General features: G+C 61.8%; 24 protein-coding genes. 14 read left to right on the forward strand and 10 right to left on the reverse strand.

Features of this window, described 5'->3' with window-relative positions; translation table 11 throughout:
- Positions 1–54: 54 nt before the first annotated feature.
- Positions 55–1,509, forward strand: coding sequence for a sugar porter family MFS transporter (locus tag WDB86_RS02450; protein WP_406736497.1), 1,455 nt, complete (start codon positions 55–57; stop codon positions 1,507–1,509).
- A gap of 27 nt (positions 1,510–1,536) precedes the next feature.
- On the opposite strand, the gene WDB86_RS02455 is transcribed toward WDB86_RS02450, so the two are convergent.
- From WDB86_RS02455 to queF, 8 genes are all read right to left on the reverse strand, one after another.
- Positions 1,537–2,898 carry a cytochrome P450 gene (locus WDB86_RS02455; RefSeq protein ID WP_406736498.1) on the reverse strand — a complete coding sequence of 454 codons (1,362 nt, stop codon included), beginning with the start codon at positions 2,896–2,898 and terminating at the stop codon, positions 1,537–1,539.
- On the reverse strand, positions 2,895–4,133 hold the full coding sequence (locus WDB86_RS02460) for a hypothetical protein (RefSeq protein WP_339109511.1): 1,239 nt from the start codon (positions 4,131–4,133) through the stop codon (positions 2,895–2,897). Before WDB86_RS02460 ends, WDB86_RS02455 begins: the two co-directional genes overlap by 4 nt.
- 57 nt (positions 4,134–4,190) lie before the next feature.
- Positions 4,191–4,919, reverse strand: a complete 729-nt coding sequence (locus tag WDB86_RS02465; RefSeq protein WP_406736499.1) for a M48 family metallopeptidase — start codon at positions 4,917–4,919, stop codon at positions 4,191–4,193.
- A complete protein-coding gene (locus WDB86_RS02470) occupies positions 4,916–5,584 on the reverse strand; it encodes a DedA family protein (RefSeq protein WP_339107393.1) in 669 nt (222 codons plus the stop codon). The genes WDB86_RS02465 and WDB86_RS02470 overlap by 4 nt, the downstream gene beginning before the upstream one ends.
- Positions 5,581–5,952 (reverse strand): hypothetical protein, encoded by a 372-nt coding sequence (locus tag WDB86_RS02475; protein WP_406720821.1) that lies wholly within the window; start codon positions 5,950–5,952, stop codon positions 5,581–5,583. Before WDB86_RS02475 ends, WDB86_RS02470 begins: the two co-directional genes overlap by 4 nt.
- Entirely contained in the window at positions 5,949–7,130 is a 1,182-nt protein-coding gene (locus WDB86_RS02480) for a vWA domain-containing protein (RefSeq protein WP_406736500.1), read from the reverse strand. Before WDB86_RS02480 ends, WDB86_RS02475 begins: the two co-directional genes overlap by 4 nt.
- A gap of 108 nt (positions 7,131–7,238) precedes the next feature.
- Positions 7,239–8,543 (reverse strand): DUF2927 domain-containing protein, encoded by a 1,305-nt coding sequence (locus tag WDB86_RS02485; RefSeq protein WP_406736501.1) that lies wholly within the window; start codon positions 8,541–8,543, stop codon positions 7,239–7,241.
- A gap of 738 nt (positions 8,544–9,281) precedes the next feature.
- Positions 9,282–9,746, reverse strand: a complete 465-nt coding sequence (gene queF / locus WDB86_RS02490; RefSeq protein ID WP_339107389.1) for a preQ(1) synthase — start codon at positions 9,744–9,746, stop codon at positions 9,282–9,284.
- Positions 9,747–10,026: 280 nt separating this feature from the next.
- On the opposite strand from queF, the gene WDB86_RS02495 reads away from it, so the two are divergent.
- The 6 genes from WDB86_RS02495 to WDB86_RS02520 all read left to right on the forward strand — a co-directional run bounded on the left by WDB86_RS02495 (position 10,027) and on the right by WDB86_RS02520 (position 15,495).
- Positions 10,027–11,139: a Ppx/GppA phosphatase family protein gene (locus tag WDB86_RS02495; RefSeq protein WP_339107388.1), complete on the forward strand. Its 1,113-nt coding sequence runs from the start codon at positions 10,027–10,029 to the stop codon at positions 11,137–11,139.
- Positions 11,140–11,142: 3 nt separating this feature from the next.
- Positions 11,143–11,898: an RlmE family RNA methyltransferase gene (locus tag WDB86_RS02500; RefSeq protein WP_339107387.1), complete on the forward strand. Its 756-nt coding sequence runs from the start codon at positions 11,143–11,145 to the stop codon at positions 11,896–11,898.
- Between the two features lie 133 nt (positions 11,899–12,031).
- Complete coding sequence (locus WDB86_RS02505; protein ID WP_406720818.1) at positions 12,032–12,982, forward strand: helix-turn-helix domain-containing protein; 951 nt, start codon at positions 12,032–12,034, stop codon at positions 12,980–12,982.
- Between the two features lie 171 nt (positions 12,983–13,153).
- Complete coding sequence (gene adh, locus WDB86_RS02510) at positions 13,154–14,683, forward strand: aldehyde dehydrogenase (protein ID WP_339107385.1); 1,530 nt, start codon at positions 13,154–13,156, stop codon at positions 14,681–14,683.
- A 75-nt stretch (positions 14,684–14,758) separates the two neighbouring features.
- Complete coding sequence (locus tag WDB86_RS02515) at positions 14,759–15,100, forward strand: DUF779 domain-containing protein (RefSeq protein WP_406736502.1); 342 nt, start codon at positions 14,759–14,761, stop codon at positions 15,098–15,100.
- Positions 15,101–15,249: 149 nt separating this feature from the next.
- The gene (locus tag WDB86_RS02520) at positions 15,250–15,495 is read left to right on the forward strand and encodes a hypothetical protein (protein WP_339107383.1); all 246 of its coding nucleotides are present in this window, start codon (positions 15,250–15,252) and stop codon (positions 15,493–15,495) included.
- 274 nt (positions 15,496–15,769) lie between these two features.
- On the opposite strand, the gene WDB86_RS02525 is transcribed toward WDB86_RS02520, so the two are convergent.
- Positions 15,770–16,654, reverse strand: coding sequence for a helix-turn-helix domain-containing protein (locus WDB86_RS02525; RefSeq protein WP_406736503.1), 885 nt, complete (start codon positions 16,652–16,654; stop codon positions 15,770–15,772).
- A 97-nt stretch (positions 16,655–16,751) separates the two neighbouring features.
- Positions 16,752–17,633 carry a tRNA (adenosine(37)-N6)-dimethylallyltransferase MiaA gene (miaA, locus tag WDB86_RS02530; protein WP_406737069.1) on the reverse strand — a complete coding sequence of 294 codons (882 nt, stop codon included), beginning with the start codon at positions 17,631–17,633 and terminating at the stop codon, positions 16,752–16,754.
- A 144-nt stretch (positions 17,634–17,777) separates the two neighbouring features.
- Between miaA and pyrH the strand changes: the two genes are divergently transcribed.
- From pyrH to bamA, 7 genes are all read left to right on the forward strand, one after another.
- Entirely contained in the window at positions 17,778–18,512 is a 735-nt protein-coding gene (gene pyrH / locus WDB86_RS02535; protein WP_339107381.1) for a UMP kinase, read from the forward strand.
- A gap of 86 nt (positions 18,513–18,598) precedes the next feature.
- Complete coding sequence (frr, locus tag WDB86_RS02540) at positions 18,599–19,162, forward strand: ribosome recycling factor (RefSeq protein WP_339107380.1); 564 nt, start codon at positions 18,599–18,601, stop codon at positions 19,160–19,162.
- Between the two features lie 34 nt (positions 19,163–19,196).
- Positions 19,197–19,973, forward strand: coding sequence for a polyprenyl diphosphate synthase (gene uppS / locus WDB86_RS02545; protein WP_406720814.1), 777 nt, complete (start codon positions 19,197–19,199; stop codon positions 19,971–19,973).
- Positions 19,970–20,764 carry a phosphatidate cytidylyltransferase gene (locus WDB86_RS02550; protein WP_406736504.1) on the forward strand — a complete coding sequence of 265 codons (795 nt, stop codon included), beginning with the start codon at positions 19,970–19,972 and terminating at the stop codon, positions 20,762–20,764. The genes uppS and WDB86_RS02550 overlap by 4 nt, the downstream gene beginning before the upstream one ends.
- A gap of 3 nt (positions 20,765–20,767) precedes the next feature.
- Positions 20,768–21,931: a 1-deoxy-D-xylulose-5-phosphate reductoisomerase gene (gene dxr / locus WDB86_RS02555; RefSeq protein WP_406736505.1), complete on the forward strand. Its 1,164-nt coding sequence runs from the start codon at positions 20,768–20,770 to the stop codon at positions 21,929–21,931.
- A gap of 13 nt (positions 21,932–21,944) precedes the next feature.
- Positions 21,945–23,291 carry an RIP metalloprotease RseP gene (rseP, locus tag WDB86_RS02560; protein ID WP_406737070.1) on the forward strand — a complete coding sequence of 449 codons (1,347 nt, stop codon included), beginning with the start codon at positions 21,945–21,947 and terminating at the stop codon, positions 23,289–23,291.
- 155 nt (positions 23,292–23,446) lie between these two features.
- Positions 23,447–25,792: an outer membrane protein assembly factor BamA gene (gene bamA, locus WDB86_RS02565; RefSeq protein WP_406736506.1), complete on the forward strand. Its 2,346-nt coding sequence runs from the start codon at positions 23,447–23,449 to the stop codon at positions 25,790–25,792.
- The last annotated feature ends 28 nt before the right edge of the window (positions 25,793–25,820 follow it).

Genomic DNA, 25,820 nt, shown 5'->3' on the forward strand with positions numbered 1-25,820 from the left:
ACACATGAAAAGCAGATCAGGCAAGCGCCGGACATTACGGCGCAGGAGGGGAGTATGGCGGAAATTTCGGATGACGGGGTGATGTCCGGCAGGCTTTTGATGATCGCCTGCACAGCGGCCTTGGGCGGTTTTCTCTTCGGCTATGACAGCTCGATCATCAATGGTGCGGTGGATGCCGTGCGCGATGGCTTCGGACTTTCGGCCTCGGGCATCGGCTTTACGGTCTCCTGCGCGCTTCTGGGCGCTATGGCGGGGGCTTGGTATGCGGGGGTGTGCTCGGACAGGTTCGGGCGGGTGAAGACGATGATCATCGCCTCCGCGCTTCTGTCCATCTCCGCGCTTGGCTCGGGGCTGGCTTTCGGACAATGGGATCTGATCCTGTGGCGCTTTGTCGGCGGGATCGGGGTGGGCTTCGCCTCGGTGATCGCGCCCGCCTATATCGCGGAAGTCGCCCCCAAGGACGAACGGGGCCGCCTTGGCACCATGCAGCAGATGGCCATTGTCTCGGGCATCTTCGTGGCGCTTCTGGTCAGCGCGATTGTCGCCCGTGTCGCTGGTGGAGCGGCTGGCACCCTCTGGATGGGCATGGAAGCATGGCGCTGGATGTTCCTTTCGGAACTGATTCCGGCGGTGCTTTACGGTGTGCTGGCGCTGCGTCTGCCGGAAAGCCCGCGTTATCTGGTGGAGAAAGACCGCATCAGCGAGGCGCGTGACATCCTCGAGACGATCGTCGGCGTTCGTCGCGCGCGTCTGGACAGCAAGATTGCCAAGATCCGCGAGACCATGAAGCGCGAGGACAGCAAGAGTTTCCGCGACCTCACCGGCGGGGCGTTCTTCTTCCGCCCCATCGTCTGGGTCGGCATCCTGATCGCGGTGTTCCAGCAGTTGGTCGGGATCAATGTGATCTTCTACTATTCCACTACGCTCTGGCAGTCGGTCGGTTTTCAGGAAAGCGACAGCTTCATGATTTCGGTCTTTTCGTCGGTCGTGAATATCGTGGCGACGATCATCGCGATCCTGCTGATCGACCGTCTGGGGCGCAAGACGCTGCTGCTTTGGGGCTCGGCCCTGATGACCGTCTCGCTGGGGGTGATGGCACTTGCCTTCAACCATGCGGTGGTCACGGCAGATAGCGTGTCGCTGCCCGCGCCTTGGGGTCCGGTGGCGCTGGTGATGGCCAATGTCTTCATCATCGGGTTCGGTGCCAGCTGGGGGCCGGTCATGTGGGTTCTCTTGGGCGAGATGTTCCCCAATAAAATCCGCGGCATGGCGCTTGGCGTGGGGGGCGCGGCGAATTGGCTGGCCAATTTCGTGGTGTCGACCACATTCCCCGTGCTGGCCGCGATCGGGCTGGATCTGGCCTATAGCCTCTATGCGGGCTTTGCGTTGATCTCTTTCTTCATCGTCTGGAAAATGGTGTCGGAGACGCGCGGTATGAGCCTAGAGGATATGGTCGAGGGCAAGCCTTCAGGCCATATCCCCGAGGCCGAACGGGTCGCCGGAGAATAAGCTGAGACCGCCCTTCGGGGCGGTTTTTCATTGGCGCGGCGTAAGGGTCAGCCAGATGCCGTTTTTGCTGCGCACGGTCAGCTGGGCGGCAGGCCGGGGCGGGCGCTCGGGCAGGGCGGTCAGGCGGAAGTCGCGCAGGATCAGCGACAGGAGCAGCACACCCTCGGCCATCGCAAATCCCGCACCGGGGCAGACGCGCGCACCGGCTGAAAAGGGGATATAGGCCTGACGCGCGCAGCTTTTGCCGTTTTCCGTCTCCCAGCGGGACGGGTCAAAGCCATCGGGATTGTCCCACAGCAATTCATGGCGGTGCAGATGCCAAGGCGAGATCACCACCTGCGATCCGCGTTTAACGGGGCGCTTGCGGAAGGTCTCGGGGCAGGTGGTCTCGCGCACGAACATCGGCACCGGCGGATATAGCCGCATGGCCTCGCGGAAGACGGCGCGGGACAGTTTCAGCTGTTTCAGCAGCGCCATATCGGGGGGGGCGGTCGCAGGCAGGCAGCGCGCCTCCTCGGCCAGTTGTTCCTGCCAGTCGGGGTGGGTCGCCAGCAGATAGAGCGCCCAAGCCAGCGCCGAAGCCGAGGTTTCATGCCCCGCCAGGAAGAAGATCGCCACCTGATCGACCATCTCATCGGTGCTGAAACGGGTGCCGGTTTCGGGATCGGTCATGGTCATGATCTTGGTCGCCAGATCATCGGGGGCTGTGCCCTGCGCGATCTCTTCGGCGCGGTGGCGCGTGAGCTCTTCGATCAAGCGCCGGATCTGGGTCGCCGTTTCGCGGGTCTGGCGCGAATGCGGGCGCGGCAGCCAGCGCGGCAAGGGCAGAAGGGCCGCCAGATTGACCACAGGGGCCGACATCTGATGGGCGCGGAAGGCGGTAAATACCTGCGCGGCAGTGCGGTCCTCGATCGGTAGCGAAAACAATGTGCGAAAGATGACATCTGCCGCCACATGCGAGGTTTCCGGTTCTATATCAATAGGCTGTCCGGCACTCTTGTGAAGGCGCTTCAGGCAGTTCAACCCTGCTTGCCACATATCGGGCAGGCTTTGATGTAGCTTGCCGCCCTCGAAGGCGGGGTCGATGATGCGGCGCTGGCGGGCCCATGTCGGCCCATTTGTCACAAAGACCGAATTGCGCAGCAAAGGGGCCAGACCCTCGCGGATACGGTCGGATTTCGGAAAATCCTGCGGGCGGGCGCGCAGCACCAGATCCACCAGCTCGGGCGTGTTGCACAGATAGGACCGGAAGAAGGGCGTGCGGAATTCCGCCATCTTGGCGCGATAAAGCCGTGCCGGTTGCGCCGAGAGGATATCCTGTTTGAACAGCCGGATATAGCGCCAGAGCGAGACCTTATCGGGGCGCGGTGCGGGTTTCGGCGGGGTCATGACATGGACCGGAAGCGGTTGACGGGCGTGGCAAGCCTGCTGGGCGAAGGTGCGCGCGTGGCATAGCGTTGGGCCAAGGTCAGCGGGCCTGCGGTGATGCGGAAGTAATCATAATCCTGCACGCGATCAAAGGCGCATAAGTATTGGAAATGCAACCTGAAAAACCGTCTGCGTTCAGCCTTCCAACGCGCCTCGCTCAGGCTTTGCCGGAATGCGGCCGAGAAGATCAGGGGGCCGGTCTGTCGGGCGGGGGCAACCCCGCTGACCCCTGCCGGATCGCAAAGCGCGAAACAGCAGCCGTCGCCCATAGCCGTGACATCCACCCAAGTGACCCTGTGGCTGGCGGCAAGCCTGTGCAGGTCGCCACGCAGCCGCTCTGCCTTGGGCAGGAAGCTGACCATCGGCACGACATGGCCAAGCGTCAACAGGGCCAGAGGCGTGTCAGAGGCGGGCGCGCGCCGGTCCAGCTCTGCCAGAACCGAGATTGCCACATGCGCTCCCGAACTATGGCCGATCACCAGCACCTCGTCCCAATCCTCGTGCAGGGCATGGGCGATCCGGTCTGCGAATTGCTGGATGCGGCTGTCGAGCGTTGCGGGATAGGCCCCGTTCCAGCGGGCGGTGAAGGCATAATCATGCAGCAGGTAATAGGCATAGAAGCGGTTATCATGGGCGCGAAACCAGCGCAGGATCACGCCCAGCACCGCGCCCGCAGGCAAAAGCGCCAGCAAGGCGAGCGGGTGTCGGCCAAGCCCCAGCGCCTCGCCCGCCCAGAATGTGGCCCCATAGACCGCCGTGGCCGCCAGAAGGCCCAGCAGCAACTGGGTCAGCAACGCCACCACCGGATAAAGCGCGGCAATCACCGGCCCAAGGCGGAGCCGCATCAGGCGGAACAGCGCCGCGCTGCCGATATAGCGCCACGCGGTCTGGACCAGTTGCAGATAGGTGGCGGCGATAGAGCGCCCCATCGACGCGCGCACGATATCCGACCAGAGCAGCACCTCGATCACCGCCTCGACCTGTTGCCCGTCTTGCGTTGAACTTACCTGCCAGCCGTATTTACCCGCGCTTCCACTGGCTTTCTGGCTGATCTCGTACCCCGAGATCGCTGCCTGCTGGGCGCTTTCGCGGCGATAGAGTTCGCGGTAGCGGCGCGGCGGAAACGGATCATAGCCGGGGATATAGAACACCCGCCGCCTGCGCAGCCCCTGATCTTGTGATTGCTGGTGCACCATTGACCCTGCCTGATCTCTTTGCGGCACGATAGCGCCTAAATCCTGCGAAAGTAAGAATTATTGCAGGCGGCCCGAAGGCGGGGCCGATGGCGGCTTTGATCCCGTGCCCGTCCATTTCGCAACATTCCGGCGGATGGTCTCGACCCGCAGGCGGGTCTCGGGATGGGTCATCAGCCATGCGGGCGTGCTGCGTGGTCCCTGCCGGGTCAGGGCATCGAGCTTTTCGAAAAGCCGGATTTGCGGCTCGGCCCCGTAGCCCGCCTTGATCATCAGCGCGGTGGCGAATTCATCGGCCTCGTATTCGTCCTGCTGGCTGAGGCGCGCGGCCAAAGCCCGCGTGGCCAGATTGGCCAGCAGCGGACCGAGAAACGGCACCATCCGCCCCAGAACCGAAAAGATCAGCATCCGCACAAGGTTCTGTCCCGCGAAGTCGATCATCCGCCGCTTCGAATGCCCCAGTGCCACATGCCCCAGCTCATGCGCGATGACCGAGAGTAACTCTTCGGCGCCGACCTCGGCGCTTTCGTAGCGCCGCAGGAAGCCGCGTGTCAGGAATACCCGCCCGTCCGGCGCGGCAAGGCCGTTGATCGTGGGCACTTCCTGCACATAGACCGGAATGGCGCGCAACTCCATCGCGGCGGCCAGTCGGTCGACCCCTGCCAGCAACAAAGGGTCCTTCAGGCGTGTCGCGCTTTTATCAAGGCGCCGCGCAAGGGACCATGCGGAGACCTGCCACATCACCACTGCGGCCAGCACCGGCAGCAGAAGAACCAGAAGCCGTATCATTCGGACACCTGCGGTAGGCCCTCGACGGGGACCTCCGGCAGCATTCCCTCAGCATCGGAGACCTGATGCGGTGCCTTGCGGCGGACACTGCGCCATAGCCAGCGCCCCAGAAAAATCGCGACCGTGGCGGCGGCAATCGTGCCGATGATGCTGCCCGCCAGATCCGACGCCGCCGAGAGATTGGTCCCGAACACCATGCCCAGCCCGATATAGAGCGAGACCCAGACGCTTTCGCCCGCAACCGAGGCCAGCCAGAAGCGGTGGCGCGGATAACGGGCGGTGCCTGCGGCAAAGTTGACATAGGGGCCAAGCGGCGAGAACAGCCAGCGCGACAGGAAGATCGCCCAGCCGCCATTGCGGTCCAGACGGGTCAGCGCCTTGGCCATCAGGCGCGCGCGCTTGCTTTCGGGTTCGGGCAGGTGGCGGGCCACGATCCGCCCGATAGCATAGCCCAGCCTGTCACCGCAGACCGCCCCCAGCAGCGCCGCCGGAAACAGTGACCACAGATCCAGATCGCCCGAGGCCACAAAGGCGCCGCCTGCCAGCATCACGAGCGAGGCGGGCACGGGCAGGGCAAGGCAACTGCCGAAGGTAACCAGTGCAATCAGCCATGGCCCCCAAAGAGGAAGCAGCGCCAGAAGCTGGTCTGTCAGCTGCGCCATCATGGGCTCTGCTCCGCGCGGACCATAGCGGGCAGACCTGTTTTCAAACGGTCAATCAAGACGGATACCGGTACTCCTTCCGCGCGCGCCAGATCGCGCAATCTCGGTTTATGCCCCAGCTCGGTCTGATCGGACAGATCCAGCAGGACCTCGACCCGATCCTGCGGCAGGTCCCATGAGCGGGCAATATAACGCGGTGTCATCCAGCTTTCCGGCGTTCTTTCGTGATGCCCCGGATCGGCCCAGTAAACCGCGCGGTCGATCGTGTGCCAGGCAAAGACCGCCGTCAGGCCGACCGCCAGAACGAAGACCAGCGAGAGTAGCCGATGGCGGCACCAGATACGGTGGCAGCGGATGAGATTGGAGTTCATGAGAGTGCCTTTACCCCTTGGGAGATACCGTCCAAGGTCAGGGGATACATCTGGTTTTCGAAGATCTGCCGGATCATCTGGGTGGAGTGGGTCCGGGCCCACAGAGACTGCGGCGCGGGGTTGAGCCAGATATGGCGCGGCCATTGCTGGCGGGCGCGCTCCAGCCAGATCTGGCCCGGCTCGTCGTTCCAATGTTCATTGGCGCCACCCGCAACCGCGATTTCATATGGCGACATGGCCGCATCGCCGACAAAGATGCAGCGGTAATCGCTGCCATACTGGTGCAGGATGTCCCATGTCGACAGCCGCTCCGTGAAGCGACGGCGGTTCTCTGTCCAGACATATTCGTAAAGACAGTTATGGAAATAGAAGTGCCGGAACTGCCGGAACTCGGTCTTCAGGGCCGAAAACAGCTCGTCCACCAAGGTGATATGGTCATCCATCGAGCCGCCCACATCCAGAAACAGCAACAGTTTCACACCGTTGCGCCGCTCGGGACGGGTTTTGACATCAATATAGCCCGCATCGGCGGAGGCGCGGATCGTGTTGGGCAGGTCCAGCTCGGTGGTGGTGCCCTCGCGCACCCATTGCCGCAAACGACGCAACGCGATTTTCATATTGCGCGTGCCAAGATCGAGACCATCATCGAAATCCCGAAATTCCCGCTTATCCCAGACCTTTACGGCACGTCTTTCACGTGATCTATCCTGCCCGATCCGCACCCCTTCGGGATTATAGCCATAGGCCCCGAAAGGGGACCGACCCGCCGTACCGATCCATTTGCTGCCCCCCTGATGGCGGTCTTTCTGTTCGGCCAGACGCGCGCGCAGGGTGTTCATCAGGTCTTCGAAACTCCCCGCACCCTCCATCATGGCCTTTTCCTGCGGGCTGAGCGTGGCCTCGGCAAGGGCTGTCAGCCACTCTTCAGGCAGATCGAAGGCGGTAAGGACATCGTCTAAAGAAAGCGTCTCAAGCCCTTGAAAAGTGGCAGAGAAAGCTTTGTCGAACCGGTCGATATGGGCTTCGTTCTTTACCAGCGCGCTGCGGGCGAAATAATAGAACGCCTCGCTGTCATACAGACATAAACCGCGCGAGAGACCTTCCAGAAAGGCCAGATATTCCCGCAAGGATACGGGCACCTGATGCTGGCGGAGGCGAAGAAGGAAGGGACGGAACATCTCGGGTATCTTTATGGGCGGGTCGGGAGCCAGTGTGGCATATCCGGTTGCAAAAGACAGCCGTAATAGACGGGGCCGCTACAGGAAAATGCAGCGGCCCCGTCGGGATCATTCCGCGAAAGCCATCATCGCGCCGCCGCTCTGTCCCAGCGTTTTTTGCGCCTGCTTGCGGATCGTTTGCAGCTCGTAGGCCAGCTTTCCGTTGCCCGAAGCGCTGGAATTCTGCAATCCGCGTGTGCTGAGGAGGATGGCCTGATCGGCGCGTCCGGACCCCAGCGCAAAGGTCGCAAGCTGCATATCGGTATGCGCTGTCTGCATATAGGCCCGTGGCGTGATCGCAAAATATTCGCTGGCTTTCAGATAGGCCTGAAGCGCCTGATTGGGATCATTGGGCGACAGCCGTCCCAGAAGATACCATGCAAACCCCATGCGGGTATCCGTCCAGCCCTGCGCCGCCGCGATCTGGATCGCCTGCCGCGCCGCCGCCTGCCGGCGACCGGCCCCGCCCGAGGCCATCGCGCGGTTCACGGCATCCTCGTAGCTGCGCGGTGTCGGGTCCGACAGCACGCGGCTGAACTGCCCGCCCGAGGGATTGATCCGCGACAGCACAGCGGGCAGCGCCGCCATGACTTCGGGCTGGCTCATGCCCGAATGCAGTGCCGGATCATACCATGCCCGCAGGATCGTCATGTCATGACGGGTGAGGGTGGAGACGAAGTTATCATCATTCCAGACCGAATCCGGAATGCGATACAGATCGTTCAGCGGCCCGAGCCCCTGACTGATTTCCTCGTTCAGGCAGTCATGCAGCTCTTGCGCTGACACATCTGCCGGAATGAACACCGCCGCACGGGTCCGCTGCTTCACGCGCGTCCAGTCCGAGACCGCGGAACGCCGCGTTTTGCGGTATTCCTCCCAGGAGGTGACATTGGGCGTCACGAAACAGGCGACACTTGGCACCAGGCTGCGCATCTCGCGTCGTGGCACAAATTCGACCGTTATCCTGTTGGAATTACCGGTTTTAGCCGAAATCGGTATGCCCGCTTCGCGTTGCAGCCGCGAGATCAGCGTGCCCAGCTCGCTGGGCGCTCGCGCCGGAACCTTGCCGGTGAGAACCACCGAAATCGGCCCCTCGAAACGCGTGAACTGTGCCAGGGGCCGCCCCGATTCAAGCTCGAACCCGAGTTCGAGGAAATCGGTGGCAAGCTGGCTGTTGCTGGCCATATTGCTGGATGACACACGCGGCGCGACCTGTCGTGACAGGTCATCATGCGAGGCCGCAAATGCGGCAGTTGAAGCCCGCGCGGATGGCGTGACTTTCGGGTGATCGACCGTGCATCCCGAAAGAAGCGCAGCCGTCGTGCCAGCGGTCAGACCCGCTAGAACACGTTTTGTAAAGTTGCTCTTGGGCATAGCCAATGAGCGCAGTGGACACGACCCCTCGTGTCTCACTGCATTACGCAGAAATTGGAACCGCATGGCAGTGCGTTCCCCCAGTTATTTTACCCCACTACACGCTAAAACGTGCATCTTCGTGAGTAAACGTTTGGTTTACGATTGTATAAACTTTAAGGCAAATTTGGACGAAATCCGTCGGTCGCATCTTCATTTTGCCGCAATGAGACCATCTTTTCCGATGATGCCCCTGAAATCGAGGGTTTTGGTCACATTCCCGCCATAAAGCCCTTTGATCCTTGGGTGAAATCTTGGCAATTCAACGGTTTGTTTCTCAAACTTAAGCTAATATTTAACGATCAGAGCCATAGATTTCCGCTTTTTCACGGGATGTAGGCTGACCGTTTTCTGAGCAAGCTCAAAATGTTCCGTTTACGTTCCTGATGGGCCTTCAGAATCAAGACGTTCATTCCCGCCCGAACAGGCTGCCATCAAGTGCGGGCGGGAATGAGAGCGCTTCGACGGATCGCGTAATGGGGTGAAGAGCGACGCCGGAACGCTTTACGTAAGGAGAAGATCGCGCATATCGGTTACGGTATTATAAACATGCTTATTATGAGTTGATCTTTCCTGTTAAAATGCAATTAACGGTTTAGTTTCCCTAGGGGCCGGAAGTCAAGCGGTGCCTGCGGATCGTTTGCGCAAACAAAAACGCGCCCGAAAGGGGGCGCGTTCTTTCTCACTGTGAAAACCTGCTCAGCCGCGGCCACGATAGGGCGGAACGCCCTGATCGGGGATCCAGACGCCCTCGGGCTGGGGGCCGGTCTGGAAGAAGACGTCAATCGGAATGCCGCCGCGCGGATACCAGTAGCCACCAATGCGCAACCATTCGGGGTCCAGTGTTTCGGCAAGGCGCTTGCCGATGCCGACGGTGCAGGCTTCGTGGAAATCGCCATGATTGCGGAACGATCCCAGAAAGAGCTTGAGCGATTTCGACTCTACCAGCCAGTCGCGCGGAATATAGTCGATCACCAGATGCGCGAAATCGGGCTGCCCTGTCATCGGGCAGAGCGAGGTGAATTCGGGGGCGACAAAGCGCACGGTATAGCGCGTGCCGGGATGTGGGTTGGGCACGCGTTCCAGAACCGCCTGATCGGGCGAGAGCGGCAGCTTGGTCTCGCCGCCGAGCTGTGTGAGATGGCTATAGATGTCTTCGGTCATGTCAGATCTCCTGTTGGTCTTTTTCTACGGGATGGGCGGCTGAATGGGAATATCGCAGCGCGGCCTATTCGTGATTCGATGCGCGGACCCGCGGCTCGCGCCAGAGGATCACGCAGGAGATCCGGAGCCGGACAGGCCACTGCCGCATTCGGGGCCGTATCCAGTGTCATTTCAGGTGTAGACGGTCTGGCTATTCGCGGGGCGGATTTGCTTTGGCTCTCTTGATACTCCGGAGGGGAGTGGATAGATTGGAGGCAACTTGAAATCGGAGGGCGTGACCATGACGCCCAAGCGTCCCAGGGCTGCGGGCGCGTTCCCGAATATATCGGTAGAGCACCCCGTGCGCCCGAGTCCAGACTCCAACGAGCTTTATGCCGCGCTGGATCTGGGCACCAATAGCTGCCGCATGCTGATTGCCCGTCCGAAGGGCTCTCAGTTCCATGTGGTCGACAGCTTCTCGAAAGCTGTCCAACTCGGTCAGGGGCTGGAAGCCTCGGGTCGGCTGTCGCGCTCTGCGATGGCGCGAACGGTGCAGGCGTTGCAGATCTGCCGCCGCAAGATCGAGAAACACCGCGTCAAGCGGATGCGATTGGTGGCCACCGAGGCCTGCCGCCGCGCCCGCAACGCGCGTGACTTCATCCGCTATGTCCGGCGCGAGACCGGCCTGCCGCTGGAGATCATTCCGGCGGAAGAAGAGGCCCGCCTTGCGGTGATTTCTTGCGGGTCTTTGGTGCGGCCCAATACCGAGCAGGTGCTGGTGGTCGATATCGGGGGCGGCTCGACGGAACTCGTGTGGATCGACCTCGAGGATGTCCCGCCCGGAGATCGGGCGCGGGCCATCATGCGGCTGGCGAACGGATTTGACCAAAGCAACATGCCGGGGCCTGCCGCGCGGGTGGTCGACTGGATTTCGGTGCCTTTGGGGGTGGCCACGCTGAAGGACCAATATGGCGATGTCGAGGATGATGCGGCGCGCTTTGCGCTGATGAGCTGGTTCTTCGAGGAAAAGCTGGCCGATTTTACGCCCTATGCCTCGGGCAGCCCGCAGGAAGGCTTCCAGATTATCGGCACCTCGGGCACGGTCACCACGGTTGCTGCTTGCCATCTGGGCCTGCGTCGCTATGACCGCAATCGGGTTGACGGGCTGATGATGAACACCTCGGAGATTGACGGGGTGATCCGGTCCTTCCTGCGGCTTGGGCCTGACGGGCGGCGGCTTGACCCGCGCATCGGGCGGGACCGTCATTCGCTGATCATGTCGGGGGCGGCAATCCTGCAGGCCCTGATGCGGGTCTGGCCCACCAACCAGCTTTCCGTGGCCGACCGTGGCCTGCGCGAGGGCCTGTTATATGCACAGATGGCCGCCGATGGCGTCCTTGAAGAACTGGAGTAGAGTATGGTCAAGACACCTACGGGCAAGAACACCTCGGGTCGGGGCCAGCGCGATCTGCGCGTGCGGGTCAAAACGGCAAAGGGCCGCAAGCTGAGTTCGACGCTCTGGCTTGAGCGCCAGTTGAACGACCCCTATGTCGCGCGGGCGCGCAAGGAAGGCTATCGCGGGCGGGCGGCGTTCAAGATCCTTGAGCTTGATGACAAATACCGCTTCCTCGTGCCGGGGGCGCGGGTGGTTGACCTTGGCTGTGCGCCGGGGGGCTGGTGTCAGGTGGCGGTCAAGCGTGTGAACGCGCTTGGCGAGAAATCGGGCAAGAAGGTGGGCACCGTTCTGGGCGTCGATCTGCAGGAGGTCGATGCGATTGCGGGGGCCGAAGTGCACCAGCTGGATTTCCTTTCCGAGGGTGCTGACGATAAGGTGAAGGCGTGGCTGGGCGGGACGGCCCATGTGGTGATGTCCGATATGGCGGCGGCTTCTTCGGGGCACCAGAACACCGACCACCTGCGCATCATCGCCTTATGCGAAGCGGCCGCCTATTTTGCCTTCGATGTGCTGGAAGAGGGCGGCACCTTTGTGGCTAAGGTCTTGGCAGGTGGGGCAGAAAACGAATTGCTGACCATCTTGAAAAAGAATTTTACGAAGGTTGCCAATGTCAAACCTCCGGCGTCCCGCTCGGATAGTTCGGAGAAGTTCGTGGTGGCGCAAGGCTTCCGCGGCAAGCGCCATGAAGGCGAGGACGACGAAGACGGAGAGCTTTGATCTCCTTGACTTCGGGTCTGAGCGGCGCCCATCGCTCAGACAGCGTTTGCATTGAAAAGCGCTTCCGGCCTATCCTTCGCTTGTGCAGGGAAGAGAGGGGAGGCTTTTCAATTTGCGTATTATGCAAGAGTCCATGAAAGACCGTCATAGCGATCGTATTCAGGCTGTGATTGCGTCGAATTCTGCGGCAGGACGTTCGGGCGTCGCTGCAAGCTGGCGCCGTTCATTTATTCACCACAAACTGGACCCTTCGGTTGCACCGGGCCGCGAGCGCCTGACATCCAACGAGATTCGTGACCGGCAGGAGATCGTCGGCCCGATGATCCGGCTGGCGGCCTCGCATCTGGACCGGCTCGCCGCGACCGTGGCCGATAGCGGTTGCAGTGTCTTTCTGTCGGATGCGCATGGTGTCGTGCTGGATGAACGTATCCGCAGCGCCGATATCGACGGGTTCCAGTCCTGCAATCTGGTCACCGGCACCGATTGGTCGGAGCAGGCCGAAGGCACCAATGGCATCGGCACCTGTGTGGCCGAGGAACGCCCCGTCACGATCTGGCGCGAGGATCATTTCCGCGAGAGCAATACCGTGCTGTGCTGTAGCGGGGCCCCGATTTTCGGACCGAGCGGGCTATTGTCGGGGGTGATTGATGTCAGCTCCGCGCGTCTGGATCTGGATGCCTCTTATGCGCGGCTGCTGGCGGTCAGCGTTCAGGACACCGCGCAGCGAATCGAGACGGCGCTGTTCCGGTCGCAATATTCCGATGCGCGGATCGTGTCGCTGGCCGAAGAGGAAAGCGGTGGCCAGAGCGTGGCGTTGCTGGCGCTTGACCGCGATGATCTGGTGGTTGGGGCAACCCGCGCGGCACGGCGCAGGCTGAACCTGAACTGCGGTGTGCTGGGGACGATTCCCGCCGCCGATCTGCTGGATCTGGCCCCCAAACAGGGGCTGGATGCCGCCCAGCGGGCCGAGATGTCGCGTGCTCTGGCGCGCAGCGGGGGCAATGTGACCGCTGCCGCCCGTGCCTTGGGGATCGGGCGCGCAACCTTTTATCGCAAGGCAAAATTTCTGGGCCTGAAGGTCTGACGCGGCCGCGTGTCTGACCGCGTGTCTGGCGGCGGGCAGAAGGCGGGCTGTCTCACCTGTGAGACATCTACGACTTTCTTCCTATGCATAGCGCCTATGCAAAGCGGTTGTTTGTTGTAAAGATACATCCAGACCGGCGCATATGCCGGAGTTCTTTGGGAGGAGACAAAAATGGCCAATGATCTGGCATCCGAATTCAAAGGCGTGATGGTTTCGCCTTTCCGTCAGCGTTATGACAACTTCATCAACGGTCAGTTCAAAGCTCCGAATGCGGGCCGTTATTTCGAGAACATCACGCCCCTCACCGGCGGTGTGATCGGCGAGATCGCCCGCTCCGATGCTTCGGACGTCGATGACGCGCTTGATGCCGCCCATGCTGCAAAAGAGGCTTGGGGTCACAAAACCTCGCCCGCGCAACGCGCCGCTGTCCTTCTGGCCATCGCGGACCGTATGGAAGCCAATCTCGAACTGCTGGCAACGGCAGAGACCTGGGATAACGGCAAGCCGATCCGTGAAACCCGCGCGGCAGACGTTCCGCTGGCCATCGACCACTTCCGCTACTTCGCAGGCGTCCTGCGCAGCCAGGAAGGCACCATGTCCGAGATCGACGAGGACACCGTGGCCTATCACTTCCACGAGCCGCTGGGCGTTGTCGGCCAGATCATCCCGTGGAACTTCCCGCTGCTGATGGCAGCATGGAAAATGGCACCGGCACTGGCGGCAGGCAACTGTATCGTTCTGAAGCCGGCAGAGCAGACCCCCGCGACCATCATGGTCTTCGCGGAACTGGTCGCCGACATCCTTCCGCCGGGCGTGCTGAACATCGTCAACGGGTTCGGCCTCGAAGCCGGTAAGCCGCTGGCGTCGTCCAAGCGTATCTCGAAGATCGCCTTCACCGGTGAAACCACCACCGGCCGTCTGATCATGCAATACGCGTCGGAAAACCTCATTCCGGTGACGCTGGAGCTGGGCGGCAAATCGCCGAACATCTTCTTCTCCGACGTCTGCCGCGAAGATGATGCCTTCTTCGACAAGGCGATCGAGGGCTTCGTTCTCTTCGCGCTGAACCAAGGCGAGGTCTGCACCTGCCCGTCGCGTGCGCTGATCCAGGAAGACATCTACGAGCAGTTCATGGAGCGCGCCATCAAGCGCACCCAGGCGATCATCCAGGGCGACCCGCGCGATGCGGCGACCATGATCGGTGCGCAGGCTTCGGCCGAGCAGAAAGAGAAGATCCTGTCCTATATGGATATCGGTCGTAAGGAAGGCGCGGAAGTGCTGACCGGCGGTGCGGCGGCTGAAATGTCGGGCGAGCTGGCCAATGGCTACTACATTCAGCCGACCATTCTGCGCGGTCACAACAAGATGCGCGTCTTCCAGGAAGAGATCTTCGGACCGGTTGTCTCGGTGACCACCTTCAAGGATGCCAATGAGGCGCTTGAAATCGCCAATGACACGCTCTTCGGTCTGGGTGCGGGCGTCTGGTCGCGCGATGCGAACACCTGCTACCGCTTCGGTCGCAACATCCAAGCGGGCCGCGTCTGGGTCAATAACTACCACGCCTATCCGGCGCATGCGGCCTTCGGTGGCTACAAGCAGTCCGGTATCGGCCGCGAGACCCACAAGATGATGCTCGACCACTACCAGCAGACCAAGAACATGCTGGTCAGCTACAACCCGAACAAGCTGGGCTTCTTCTAAGCGCCGTTCGAGGGTAAAATGTTCCGGATCGCCCGGCCCGCGAGGGTCGGGCGGTCTGCCAAGAAGGGAAAGAGCATGACACAGGTCAGCGCAACCGAACCCGCCCTGACGCTTTTGGCAGAGATCGTGGCCGAGCATGGTCCGGTTCTGTTTCACCAATCCGGCGGGTGCTGTGATGGCTCTGCGCCAATGTGCTATCCGCAGGGCGAGTTCCGGCTTGGCGAGAATGACGTGAAGCTGGGCGAGATCGGCGGAATGCCCGTTTACATGTCCGGCAGTCAATACGAGGGCTGGAAGCATACGGACCTGATCATCGATGCGATCCCCGGTCTGGGTGGCGGCCAGTTCAGTCTTGATAACGGGCGCCCGATGCGGTTTCTGACGCGCTCCGATATCTGTCGCCTGCCCGAAGACTAGGCAGCGCGGCCCGGAAATGCACGTTTGGCGAAAGTAAGTTTTCGTTATAACGGGGTTTGGCTTAAAACTGTTAAATGCTTGTTAACTGTTTCATGTAACCTCCTGACTGTAACCAGGCGAAACTGGCTTGCAGTAGGGAGGAAGTGTGTATGTACCAGTCCCGTATCTTGTCGCGGGAGAGTGCGACAGATCCTGTCTTGGAGGATGACCGGTCCTGTGTGGATCGCGAGACCCGTTCCCATGACGATCATGGCCGCGCTTTGCGCCAGATTACCCATCATACCCGCCGTATTCAGGCGACAGAGCTGCATGTCGATGCGCAGCGCCGCAAGATCAGCCTTGAGTTGGGGCTGATACAGCAGGGGCTAGGGCTGGGCATGGGCACGAAACGCTAAGTCACGCGAGACCTGCGCCCCTAGGGGCGTGGTGTTTCCGGTCCTTTCCGGAGCCATGCTTCCGTTGAACATGCCCCCCCCCTGAAAGGGCCGGGCAGGCAGGGGAACGCCTTGGCAGAGCCTTTTTTGCAAGGTGTTCGCCAAAGAGACCCGCCAAGGGCGGGGGCAGCCGTTTTCCTCTCTATCGCCACTGGAGTGATATCTGGTCAAGCGCGTTGAAGGGCGGGCTGGCTTATTGCTCTGCGCTATGCCCGAGGGCAAAATGATCGAGGTGTCAGGGTCTTGTCTGCCGGAAATGACTGGGCGTGCTCCCGGTCTGGCTATGGAAACTGCGCGCGAAATAGGTCTGGCTGCGGAACCCCAGCCGCGCGGCGATGTCCTTGATGGGCATGTCGGTATCGTGCAGCAGTTTGCGGGCCTCGTAAAGCCGCCGCTCCTGCAGCAGATCCGAAGCCGGACGGCCACAGGCATCACGGCAGGCACGCGACAGATGGGTGGGCGTGACCCGCAGCTTCATCGCGTAATCCGAAACGCTTTGGGTCGCGCGGAAGTCGCGCTCCACAAGGGCGGTGAAACGGTTGACCAGTTGCCGCGTGGCCTTGCCGCGCAGATCGTCGCGCGGTGACAGCGCGATCTGACGCTCCAGCCAGACCGATAGCAGGCCGAGATAATGCTGGGCGGCGCGTGGTGCGGCGGGTCGGGTAGAGCACGTCTCGCGCCCGAGATTGTCCAGCAGGCCCGTCAATTCGCTCTGGTCCTGAAGGTCGCGTATACGCAGGTGGTGGGGATGCGCCGGAAAGGAGGGGTCGTGATCTTGCCCGAGAAACAGTGCAAGCCCTTGTGTTGTATTGCTGATTTCCAGCCCATGCATGATACCGGCTGGCAGATAAAGCGCGTTATGGGCCCCATAGCCTCGTTGGATGCCGCCGATTGTCACACGGCCCTGACCGCGGGTGATCCAGTAAAGGCAGGGTTCGGACAGGGCGCGCAGGGCCTCCATCCGCCAGCGTCCGGCCTGCGACAGATGCGCGATGGGCTCCAGCCGGTAGGGCGGCGGCGCAGAGGATGTGCCGGAGAGCGAGGGAGAGCAGACATCTGGGGGATCAATCGGTAAAGAACGTCCGGTTGCAGAAAACGGCCTTGCAGAAAAAATTGCCATAACAAACTCCGAGCACTCGGATACACCCCGTCTGGAAGACTAAGACCGGTGTCGCGCTTTGACCAAGCGTTTTTTGCATTTCGGCAGGGCTGGGCGGTCAGGGGCGCGGTATCTTGTGCCAGAGCTTCATCCGGCTACGAAACCATGTGCGCTGACGTTTGGCATATTGGCGCGAGGCCGCCTGCGCCAGTGCGCGCGCCTCCTCTAGCGTCAGGCGACTCAGCAGATGTTCCACCAGTTCGGGCGCACCGATGGCTTTGGCCCAGAGCGCCTGCGGGTCCCAATAGGGCAGCACGGCGCGGGCCTCGTCGATTGCGCCTTGTTCTAGCATCAGATCGAACCGGCGGTCGATCCGCTTGGCAAGCCAGTCGCGATCGGCCTCGATCACCAGACAATGGGCCTGATCACGCGGCAGCAGAGGCGGCGGGGTGTCATCCTGCCACGCGGCCAGTCCGCGCCCTGTGCTGCGCTGCACCTCCCATGCGCGCTGGATGCGCATCGGGTTGAGCGTATCGATGCGGGCGGCGGTGGCGGGGTCCAGCTCGGCCAGAAGGGCTTCGGCGCCTTCGGTTGCGCGCCGCTGGTTGGCTTCAAGCCGGATGGCCTCCGGCGTTGCGGGAATATCGGCCAGCCCCTCGGTCAGCGCGCTCAGATAAAGGCCCGTGCCGCCAACGATGATCGGGCGCGGCCCGCCCGCACGATGCGCGTCAAGGATCTGCGCCACCTCCCGCAACCAGTGCCCGACCGAGTAGTTTTCTCCCGGTGTCTTATGGCCGTAAAGCAGGTGAGGGGCCTCGGCCTCCTCTGCGGGGCTCGGGCGGGCCGATAACACGCGCCAGCAGGACCAGACCTGAAGCGCATCGGCATTCACCACCACGCCCCCTTGCGCCTTGGCAATCGCGATCGCCAGCGCCGATTTTCCGCTCGCAGTCGCGCCCCCAATCACAACCGGACGATTTTCTTCAAGATTTTCCACGATATCGCCCGTCTGCACGAAGTTACCTCAAGTCGGATGTTACCAAATATCGCCGAAACCGCCATTCGGCGCATTTCCCGAGTTGAACCCGACGCGCATTTGCGACATTTTGCGCCCCGATGACAACTGACAAATGAGGAACCCGAGATGTCTGCGGACCAACACCCGGCAGCGAAGTATAAACGTGTCCTCTTGAAAATCTCGGGGGAAGCCCTGATGGGCGACCAAGGCTACGGCCTACACCCGCCAACCGTTGCCCGTATCGCCAGCGAAGTGAAATCCGTCCATGATCTGGGCGTCGAGATCTGCATGGTGATTGGCGGCGGCAATATTTTCCGCGGTCTGGCAGGCTCGGCCCAAGGCATGGAGCGCACCACCGCCGACTATATGGGAATGCTGGCCACCGTGATGAACGCGCTTGGCATGCAGGCGCAGCTTGAGGCGCTGGGTATCCATACCCGTGTGATCTCGGCCATCCCGATGGATGAGGTCTGCGAGCCCTATATCCGCCGCCGTGCCGTGCGTCACCTCGAGAAAAAACGCATCTGCATTTTCGCGGCAGGCACCGGCAACCCCTATTTCACCACCGATACCGCCGCGACGCTGCGCGCCAACGAGATGAACTGCGAAGCCATCTTCATGGGCAAGAACGGGGTCGACGGGGTCTATGACAAAGATCCGAAGAAATTCGACGATGCCAAGCGCTATGACCATGTGACCTATGACGAGGTGCTGCAAAAGAACCTCAAGGTGATGGATGCCTCGGCGATTGCGCTGGCACGCGACAACAACCTGCCGATTATCGTCTTCCCGCTGGACGAGCCGGGCGGCTTCAAGGGGATACTGGCAGGTCAGGGGACCTATACGCGCGTGCAGGGCTGACCCGCCCGCACCCGCGCGGCCTATACATTTGCGTGATTGCGCGCTAGATACTGTTCAAGCAAGACAAAGAAGCAGACGGAGACGACATGTCTGACGATTTCGAAATCGACACCGATGATCTGGAGCGCCGCATGGAAGGCGCAATGGGCGCGCTGAAAACCGAATTTGCCTCGCTGCGCACCGGTCGTGCGGCGGGCTCCATGCTCGACCCGATCACGGTTGATGCCTATGGTCAAATCACCCCCATCAACCAGCTTGGCACGGTCAACGTGCCCGAGCCGCGCATGGTCACCATCAATGTCTGGGACAAGGGCATGGTCGGCAAGGTTGAAAAGGCCATCCGCGAATCCGGTCTGGGCATCAACCCCCAGCTCAACGGCACCATCATCATGCTGCCGATCCCCGAGCTGAACGAGGAACGCCGCCGCGAGCTGACCAAAGTGGCCGCCTCCTATGCGGAATCCGCGCGTGTGGCCGTGCGCAACGTGCGCCGCGACGGGATGGACCAGATCAAGAAAGCCAAGGGCAATGGCATGTCGGAAGACGATGTGAAGCTCTGGGAAGGCGAAGTTCAGGACCTGACCAACAAATATACGGCGATGGTCGACAAGGCGCTTGAGGGCAAGCAAGCCGAGATTATGCAGGTCTGAGCCTCGACGGAATGCAGTGCGAAAGGCGGCCCAAATGGCGCTGAGCAAGCGAAAGCAGGGCAAGGACCTGTCGGCTTCGACGCAAGGTGGCGACATCGATTACGGTGTACGCCATGTTGCCATCATTATGGATGGCAACGGGCGTTGGGCCAAAAACCGGGGCTGGCCGCGTCTGGCCGGTCACCGGCGCGGTGCGGAACGGATCAAGGAAATCACCAAGATCTGTCCCTCGCTCGGCGTGCGCTACCTGACGGTCTATGCGTTTTCGACAGAGAACTGGAAACGCTCGACCGAGGAAGTGCTGGGCCTTATGGCCATTTTCTCGCGCTATATCGAGAAAGAGGCGGATTCGCTTTCGGCGCTTGGTGTCAGGATGCGCTTTATCGGTGCGCGCGGGCGGCTGGATGGCAAGCTGGCGCGGCTGATGGCCAGTATCGAAGACCGCACGAAACATAATGACCGCCTGACCATGACGGTGGCGATCAATTATGGCGGACGGCATGAACTGGGCCGTGCGGCAGCGCAGATGGCGCGGGATTTTGCTGCCGGTCTGATTTCCGAGGAGGCGCTGACAGCCGCCGCAGAGGCCACGCTTGAGGCCCGCCTCGATACGGCGGGGCTGCCCGATCCGGATCTGGTGATCCGCACCTCCGGCGAGACCCGTACCTCGAATTTCCTGCCTTGGCAGGCCGCTTATGCGGAATATGAATTCACCCAGACACTCTGGCCCGATTTCACACCGGCAGAGCTGGAAGGGATTTTGGCGCGGTTCGGCAATCGCGACCGGCGCTTTGGCGGGGTGAAGGCATGACCCAGACGGCTGGACGCTGGGGGGATCTGCGCAAGCGGGTCGCATCCGCGATTGTCATGGCGGCGATCGGCGCGGTCGCGGTGGGCTGGGGCGGTCTGGCCTTTGCCACCGTCTGCTGCATCGTGACGGGACTGATGATCTGGGAGCTGTCGGCGATGACGGCCCCCGACCGCACCGCACGCGCCATCCTTCTGGGGCTGATCGCAGCGGGGACGCTGGCGCTGATCCTGTTCATGCATTCGCCCTTCTACCTGCCGCTTCTGATCCTGCCGCCCATCGCGGGGCTTTGGCGTCCGCGCCGCGACCGGCGCTTTTTCACCAGCTATGCGCTGGCGATCATGCTGACGGGCTACGGGCTTGTGGCTCTGCGTGAAGGGCAGGGTGTGGGGGCGATCACCTGGATCATCTGTGTGGTCGTGGTTTCCGACGTGTTGGGCTATTTCGTGGGCCGCATGGTTGGCGGGCCGAAATTCTGGCCCAAGATCAGCCCCAAGAAAACATGGTCCGGCACCGTGGCAGGCTGGGTCGGGGCGCTGGTTCTCGGCTTCGGCTTTGTGCAGCTGGGCGGAGGCGCCGCACTGATCTGGATGTCCCCGCTTCTGGCCTTTGCCGGTCAGCTGGGCGATATTTTCGAGAGCTGGCTGAAACGGCGCTCGGCGGTCAAGGACAGCTCGTCGCTGATCCCCGGTCACGGGGGGGTGCTGGACCGTTTCGACGCGCTGATCGGCGTGGTGCTGGTGCTTCTTCTTCTTGCACAATTCGGAGAGCTGCCGCTGACGGCAGCCGGTTAAACAATGCGCATTTCAGTTTTCGGGTCGACGGGGTCTATTGGCGAAAGCACTTTCGATCTCTTGCAGCGATCCGATCATCAGGTCGTGGCGCTGACGGGCGGGCGCAATGTGCGGCGTCTGGCCGAACAGGCCATCGCGCTGAAGGCCGAACTGGCGGTGACCGCCTATGACGACTGTCTTCCCGCGCTGCGCGAGGCGCTTGCAGGCACCGGCATCGAGACCGCCGCAGGTACACAGGCCCTGATCGAGGCTGCCGAGCGCCCTGCCGACTGGGTGATGTCGGCGATCGTGGGGGCTGCGGGTCTTGCACCGGGGTTCCGCGCCCTGAAACAGGGGGCCACGCTTGCGCTGGCCAATAAGGAAAGCCTGGTGACCGCAGGGCCTTTGCTTCTGGCCGAGGCCGAGCGTCACGGTGCGCGCATCCTGCCTGTCGATAGCGAGCATTCTGCCGTGTTTCAGGCGCTGGTGGGCGAGGATATCGCGGCGGTCGAGCGCATTATCATCACCGCTTCGGGCGGGGCGTTCCGTGACTGGCCGATGGAAAAGCTGGCCACCGCGACGGTGGCGCAGGCCTCCAGCCATCCGAACTGGAATATGGGGCAGCGGATCACCATCGATTCCGCTTCGATGTTCAACAAGGCGCTGGAAATCATCGAAACGCGCGAGTTTTTCCGCGTGGCTCCCGAGAAGATCGAGGTGCTTGTCCATCCCGAAAGTATGGTGCACGCGCTGGTCGGGTTTCGCGACGGGGCGCTGATGGCGCATATGGGCGCGCCCGATATGCGCCATGCCATCGGCTATGCGCTCAACTGGCCCGAACGGGCCGAGCTGCCTGTCGAGCGTCTGGATCTGGCCAAGCTCGGTGCGCTGACTTTCCGTGCGCCCGACGCCGCGCGTTATCCGGCGCTGCGGCTGGCCTATGAGGTGATGGAGATCGGCGGCACGGCGGGGGCGGCCTTCAACGCCGCCAAAGAGATCGCGCTTGACGGGTTTATCGATGGCCGGATCGGTTTTCTGGATATGGCCACCGTGGTCGAAGAGGTGCTGGACGAGATGTCGGCACGTCAGGGGCTTTGCAATTCGGCGCTAAGTCTGGATACCATCGCTTATACCGATGCCGAGGCCCGTGCGCTGGCGTCGCATTACCTGACCAAAGTCACCAACTGACGTAAAGCAAGGAATTGATCGCGTGGATTTGCTGCCGGATCTGGGGAATTTCGTCTTTACGGTCGTGAGCTTCGTGGTCGCCCTGTCGATCATCGTCACGATCCATGAATTCGGGCATTATATCATCGGACGCTGGTCGGGGATCAAGGCCGAGGTGTTCTCGTTGGGTTTCGGGCCGCGTCTGATCTCGCGCACCGACAAGCATGGCACACGCTGGCAAATCGCGGCGCTTCCCTTTGGCGGCTATGTCAAGTTTCTGGGCGATGCCAATGCGGCCTCGGCCAAGGCCAATGACGCGGAAATGGCGCAGCTCAGCCCCGAAGAGCGCCGTCACACCATGCATGGCGCGCCGCTCTGGGCGCGGGCGGCGACGGTGATCGCGGGGCCGCTGTTCAATTTCATCCTGTCCATCGCGGTGATTGCGGGGCTGATGCTTTACACCGGCACCGCCACCGATAAGCCGGTGATCGGGACGCTGTTCGAGCTGCCTGAAGGCACGGGCGATCTGCAAAGCGGCGACCAGATCCTGTCGGTTGCGGGCAAGGCCACGCCCGATTACCCCGCATTCAGCGAGGCGCTGGATACGGCGCCCACCGGTCCGGTGCTGCCGATGCAGGTGGACCGCAACGGCCAGACGATCGATCTGGACGGGCCGCAGCTTTTCCCGCCGCGCTTTACCGGCGTGACCCCCAAATCCGCCTCTTATGCGGCAGGGCTGGGCGAGGGCGATGTGGTTACCTCGATTGACGGCATGCCGGTCTGGACCTTCGAGGATCTGCGGCAGGCGGTCGCAGGTTCGAATGGCCGGACACTGAAGCTGACGGTCTGGCATCCGGCAACGAAAGAGACCACCGAGGTGGCCCTGACCCCCAAACGCACCGATATTCCCGCGCCCGATGGCGGCTTCGAGACGCGCTGGATGATTGGCGCGACCGGCGGGTTTGTCTTTGCCCCCGAAACCCGCCCGACGCGGCTGGGCGAGGCGCTGAACGGAGCGGTAAGCCAGACATGGGGCATCGTCACGCAATCGGTCTCGGGGCTGGCCAATATGGTGGCGGGCAATATTTCCTCGTGCAACCTGCAAGGGGCCATCGGCATCGCGCAGGGCTCTGCGGCGGCGGCCAAATCGGGGCTGGAGAATTTCATCTGGTTCATTGCGGTGCTCTCGACCGCCGTGGGCTTTCTGAACCTCTTCCCGATCCCCGCTCTGGATGGGGGGCATCTGATGTTCTATTGCTATGAGGCGATCGTCGGCAAACCGCCCTCAGACCGCATTATGAACGTGCTGATGTCGATCGGGATCGCCGCTGTGCTGAGCCTGATGGTCTTCGGTCTGTCCAACGACATTTTCTGCCCCTGATTGACGGGAACCGGCCAAGGCTCGGGCGCTGGGGCAGCCGAAGCGCCGAATTGATGAAAACCGTCTGGACAAAGGGGTTCTTCGCTTTGACAACCCCTCACAGACTCGGTATCGACAGATTAACAAAGAAGGCTGCCGAAAGGGTGGAGAGGGCGATGTTGAACAGGCAAGAAGGCCGGCAAGGTCTTGGACAAATTTCCGGTATTCTCGCACCAGCGGCCCTGTCGCTTGCTGTGGCACTGACAAGCGTGGCACTGCCGGACTCGGTTCTGGCGCAAAGCTACAGCTTCTCGTCGGTGTCGATCTCGGGCAACGAGCGCGTGGACAACGCCACCGTTCTGGGCACCGCAGGCATCAAGGCGGGCGAAAGCCTCAGCGCGGGCCAGCTCAATGAAGCCTATCAGAAGCTGCAATCCTCGGGGCTGTTCGAGAAGGTCGATCTGGAGCCGCAAGGCAGCACGCTGAAGATCACTGTGCAGGAATATCCGACGATCAACGTGATCAGCTTCGAGGGCAACCAGCGGATGAAGGACGAGGCGCTTGCCAAGATCGTCCAGTCGCAAAGCCGCCGTGTCTATAGCCCCGCCACCGTCGAGGCCGATGCCCAGCTGATCGCCGAAGCCTATGCTCAGGGCGGTCGCGTCAATGCCCGCGTCGAGCCCAAGGTCATCCGCCGCTCCAATAACCGCGTGGATATCGCCTTCGAGATCAAGGAAGGCAAGGTCACCGAGATCGAGCGGATCTCCTTCACCGGCAACCATGCTTTCTCGGATCGCCGTCTGCGTCAGGTCCTGCAAACCAAACAGGCGGGCATCCTGCGGGCGTTCATCCAGCGCGATACGTTCGTGGCCGACCGCGTCAATGTGGATCGCCAGCTGTTGACCGATTTCTACCGCTCGCGCGGCTATCCGGATGTGCAGGTCAATGGTGTCTCCTCCGAGATGACCCGCGAACGCGACGCCTTCTTCATGACTTTCAATATCAGCGAAGGCCAGCAGTTCAAATTCGGCAAGATCTCGACCGTCTCCGAAGTGAACGGGGTAAGCGCGGACGAGTATTCCAAGCTGAGCAAGATCCGCGCGGGCGCGATCTACACGCCCACCGCCATCGATCTGGCCGTGACGCGGATGGAAGAGAAAGCCCGTCAGGCCGGTCTGAACTTCGTTCGGGTCGATCCGCGTGTGACCCGCAACCCGCGCACCGGCACGCTGGATGTGCAGTTCGCGCTGGTCAAAGGCCCGCGTATCTTTATCGAGCGCATCGATATCGAGGGCAATACCGCGACGCTGGACCGTGTGATCCGTCGTGAATTCCACTCGGTCGAAGGCGACCCCTATAACCCGCGCGAGATCAAGCGCTCCGCCGAGCGTATCCGCGCCTTGGGCTATTTCTCGAATGCCGATGTGAACACCCGCAAGGGCACCAATGATGATCAGGTCATCGTTGACGTGAACGTGACCGAGCAGCCGACCGGCTCGCTGACCTTCGGTGCAAGCTATGGCGCCTCTGCCGGTTTCGGGATTAATGCCTCGCTGAACGAGCGCAACTTCCTCGGGCGTGGCCAGCAGCTTTCGATCGGCATCGGGACGACCTCGGATAACCAGACCTCGGTGATCAGCTTCACCGAACCCTATCTCTTCGGGCGCGATCTGGCGGCAACGGGGCGGCTGTTCTATAGCACCACCGATAACGACAACTCCGATTACTCGACCATGCGTGCGGGCATCCAGCCCTCGATCGAGTTCCCCGTGGCCGAGAATGCGCGCCTGAAACTGCGCTACGAGTTCAGCCGCGAAGAGCTGTCCGATGTGGACACCTATGATGCAAGCGCGGCAACCGGCTCGTCGCCGATCCTGTCGCGCGAAGAGGGGGCCCGCTACAAATCGGCGGTGGGATATACCTATACCTTCGACACCACGGAGACCAATATCGACCCGCGCTACAGCTATCTGCTGCGCTTCGATCAGGAATTCGCGGGTCTGGGCGGCGATGTCGAGGCGGTGACGACAACGGTTCTGGGCCGCGCACAGCGCAAGGTCTGGAATGACGAGGTGACGCTGCGTGCCGAGCTGGAAGGCGGCGCGATCATTGCCTCCTCCGGCAATACCACCATTCTGGACCGCTTTACCGGAAACGGCAAAATCCGCGGCTTCGAATCCAACGGGATTGGCCCGCGCGATACGGCCGCGCCCAACGAAGACGCGCTTGGCGGTAAATATTTCGCAGTCGCCCGCCTCGAGGCGCAGTTCCCGCTGGGTCTGCCCGAGGAATATAAGCTGGGGGGCGCGGTCTTCCTTGATGCCGGCTCTGTCTGGGGTCTGGACGATACCGATGGTGTCGAAGAGGTCGATGACGGGTTCCACCTGCGCTCGGCCATCGGTGTCTCGCTTCTGTGGGACAGCTTCATCGGCCCGCTGCGTCTGAACTTCTCCAAGGCCATCGTCAAAGAGGATTACGACGAAGAGCAGAACTTCGACCTGACCGTGTCGACGAAGTTCTGATCCGATGCGATGGGCGTGGTATAGGGCG

Origin of the sequence: Thioclava sp. GXIMD4215 (assembly GCF_045291555.1) — a bacterium.
Classification (GTDB): domain Bacteria; phylum Pseudomonadota; class Alphaproteobacteria; order Rhodobacterales; family Rhodobacteraceae; genus Thioclava; species Thioclava litoralis.

Coding starts and splice junctions, on each gene's coding strand:
- adh (WP_339107385.1), top strand. CDS start 13,154: ATGGCCAATGATCTGGCATCCGAATTCAAAGGCGTGATGGTTTCGCCT.
- bamA (WP_406736506.1), top strand. CDS start 23,447: ATGTTGAACAGGCAAGAAGGCCGGCAAGGTCTTGGACAAATTTCCGGT.
- WDB86_RS02480 (WP_406736500.1), bottom strand. CDS start 7,130: ATGTTCCGTCCCTTCCTTCTTCGCCTCCGCCAGCATCAGGTGCCCGTA.
- uppS (WP_406720814.1), top strand. CDS start 19,197: ATGGCGCTGAGCAAGCGAAAGCAGGGCAAGGACCTGTCGGCTTCGACG.
- WDB86_RS02520 (WP_339107383.1), top strand. CDS start 15,250: ATGTACCAGTCCCGTATCTTGTCGCGGGAGAGTGCGACAGATCCTGTC.
- WDB86_RS02495 (WP_339107388.1), top strand. CDS start 10,027: ATGACGCCCAAGCGTCCCAGGGCTGCGGGCGCGTTCCCGAATATATCG.
- WDB86_RS02485 (WP_406736501.1), bottom strand. CDS start 8,543: ATGCCCAAGAGCAACTTTACAAAACGTGTTCTAGCGGGTCTGACCGCT.
- WDB86_RS02475 (WP_406720821.1), bottom strand. CDS start 5,952: ATGAACTCCAATCTCATCCGCTGCCACCGTATCTGGTGCCGCCATCGG.
- WDB86_RS02550 (WP_406736504.1), top strand. CDS start 19,970: ATGACCCAGACGGCTGGACGCTGGGGGGATCTGCGCAAGCGGGTCGCA.
- WDB86_RS02450 (WP_406736497.1), top strand. CDS start 55: ATGGCGGAAATTTCGGATGACGGGGTGATGTCCGGCAGGCTTTTGATG.
- WDB86_RS02505 (WP_406720818.1), top strand. CDS start 12,032: ATGAAAGACCGTCATAGCGATCGTATTCAGGCTGTGATTGCGTCGAAT.
- WDB86_RS02470 (WP_339107393.1), bottom strand. CDS start 5,584: ATGATGGCGCAGCTGACAGACCAGCTTCTGGCGCTGCTTCCTCTTTGG.
- WDB86_RS02525 (WP_406736503.1), bottom strand. CDS start 16,654: ATGGCAATTTTTTCTGCAAGGCCGTTTTCTGCAACCGGACGTTCTTTA.
- frr (WP_339107380.1), top strand. CDS start 18,599: ATGTCTGACGATTTCGAAATCGACACCGATGATCTGGAGCGCCGCATG.
- WDB86_RS02515 (WP_406736502.1), top strand. CDS start 14,759: ATGACACAGGTCAGCGCAACCGAACCCGCCCTGACGCTTTTGGCAGAG.
- WDB86_RS02500 (WP_339107387.1), top strand. CDS start 11,143: ATGGTCAAGACACCTACGGGCAAGAACACCTCGGGTCGGGGCCAGCGC.
- queF (WP_339107389.1), bottom strand. CDS start 9,746: ATGACCGAAGACATCTATAGCCATCTCACACAGCTCGGCGGCGAGACC.
- WDB86_RS02465 (WP_406736499.1), bottom strand. CDS start 4,919: ATGATACGGCTTCTGGTTCTTCTGCTGCCGGTGCTGGCCGCAGTGGTG.
- WDB86_RS02455 (WP_406736498.1), bottom strand. CDS start 2,898: ATGACCCCGCCGAAACCCGCACCGCGCCCCGATAAGGTCTCGCTCTGG.
- dxr (WP_406736505.1), top strand. CDS start 20,768: ATGCGCATTTCAGTTTTCGGGTCGACGGGGTCTATTGGCGAAAGCACT.
- WDB86_RS02460 (WP_339109511.1), bottom strand. CDS start 4,133: ATGGTGCACCAGCAATCACAAGATCAGGGGCTGCGCAGGCGGCGGGTG.
- pyrH (WP_339107381.1), top strand. CDS start 17,778: ATGTCTGCGGACCAACACCCGGCAGCGAAGTATAAACGTGTCCTCTTG.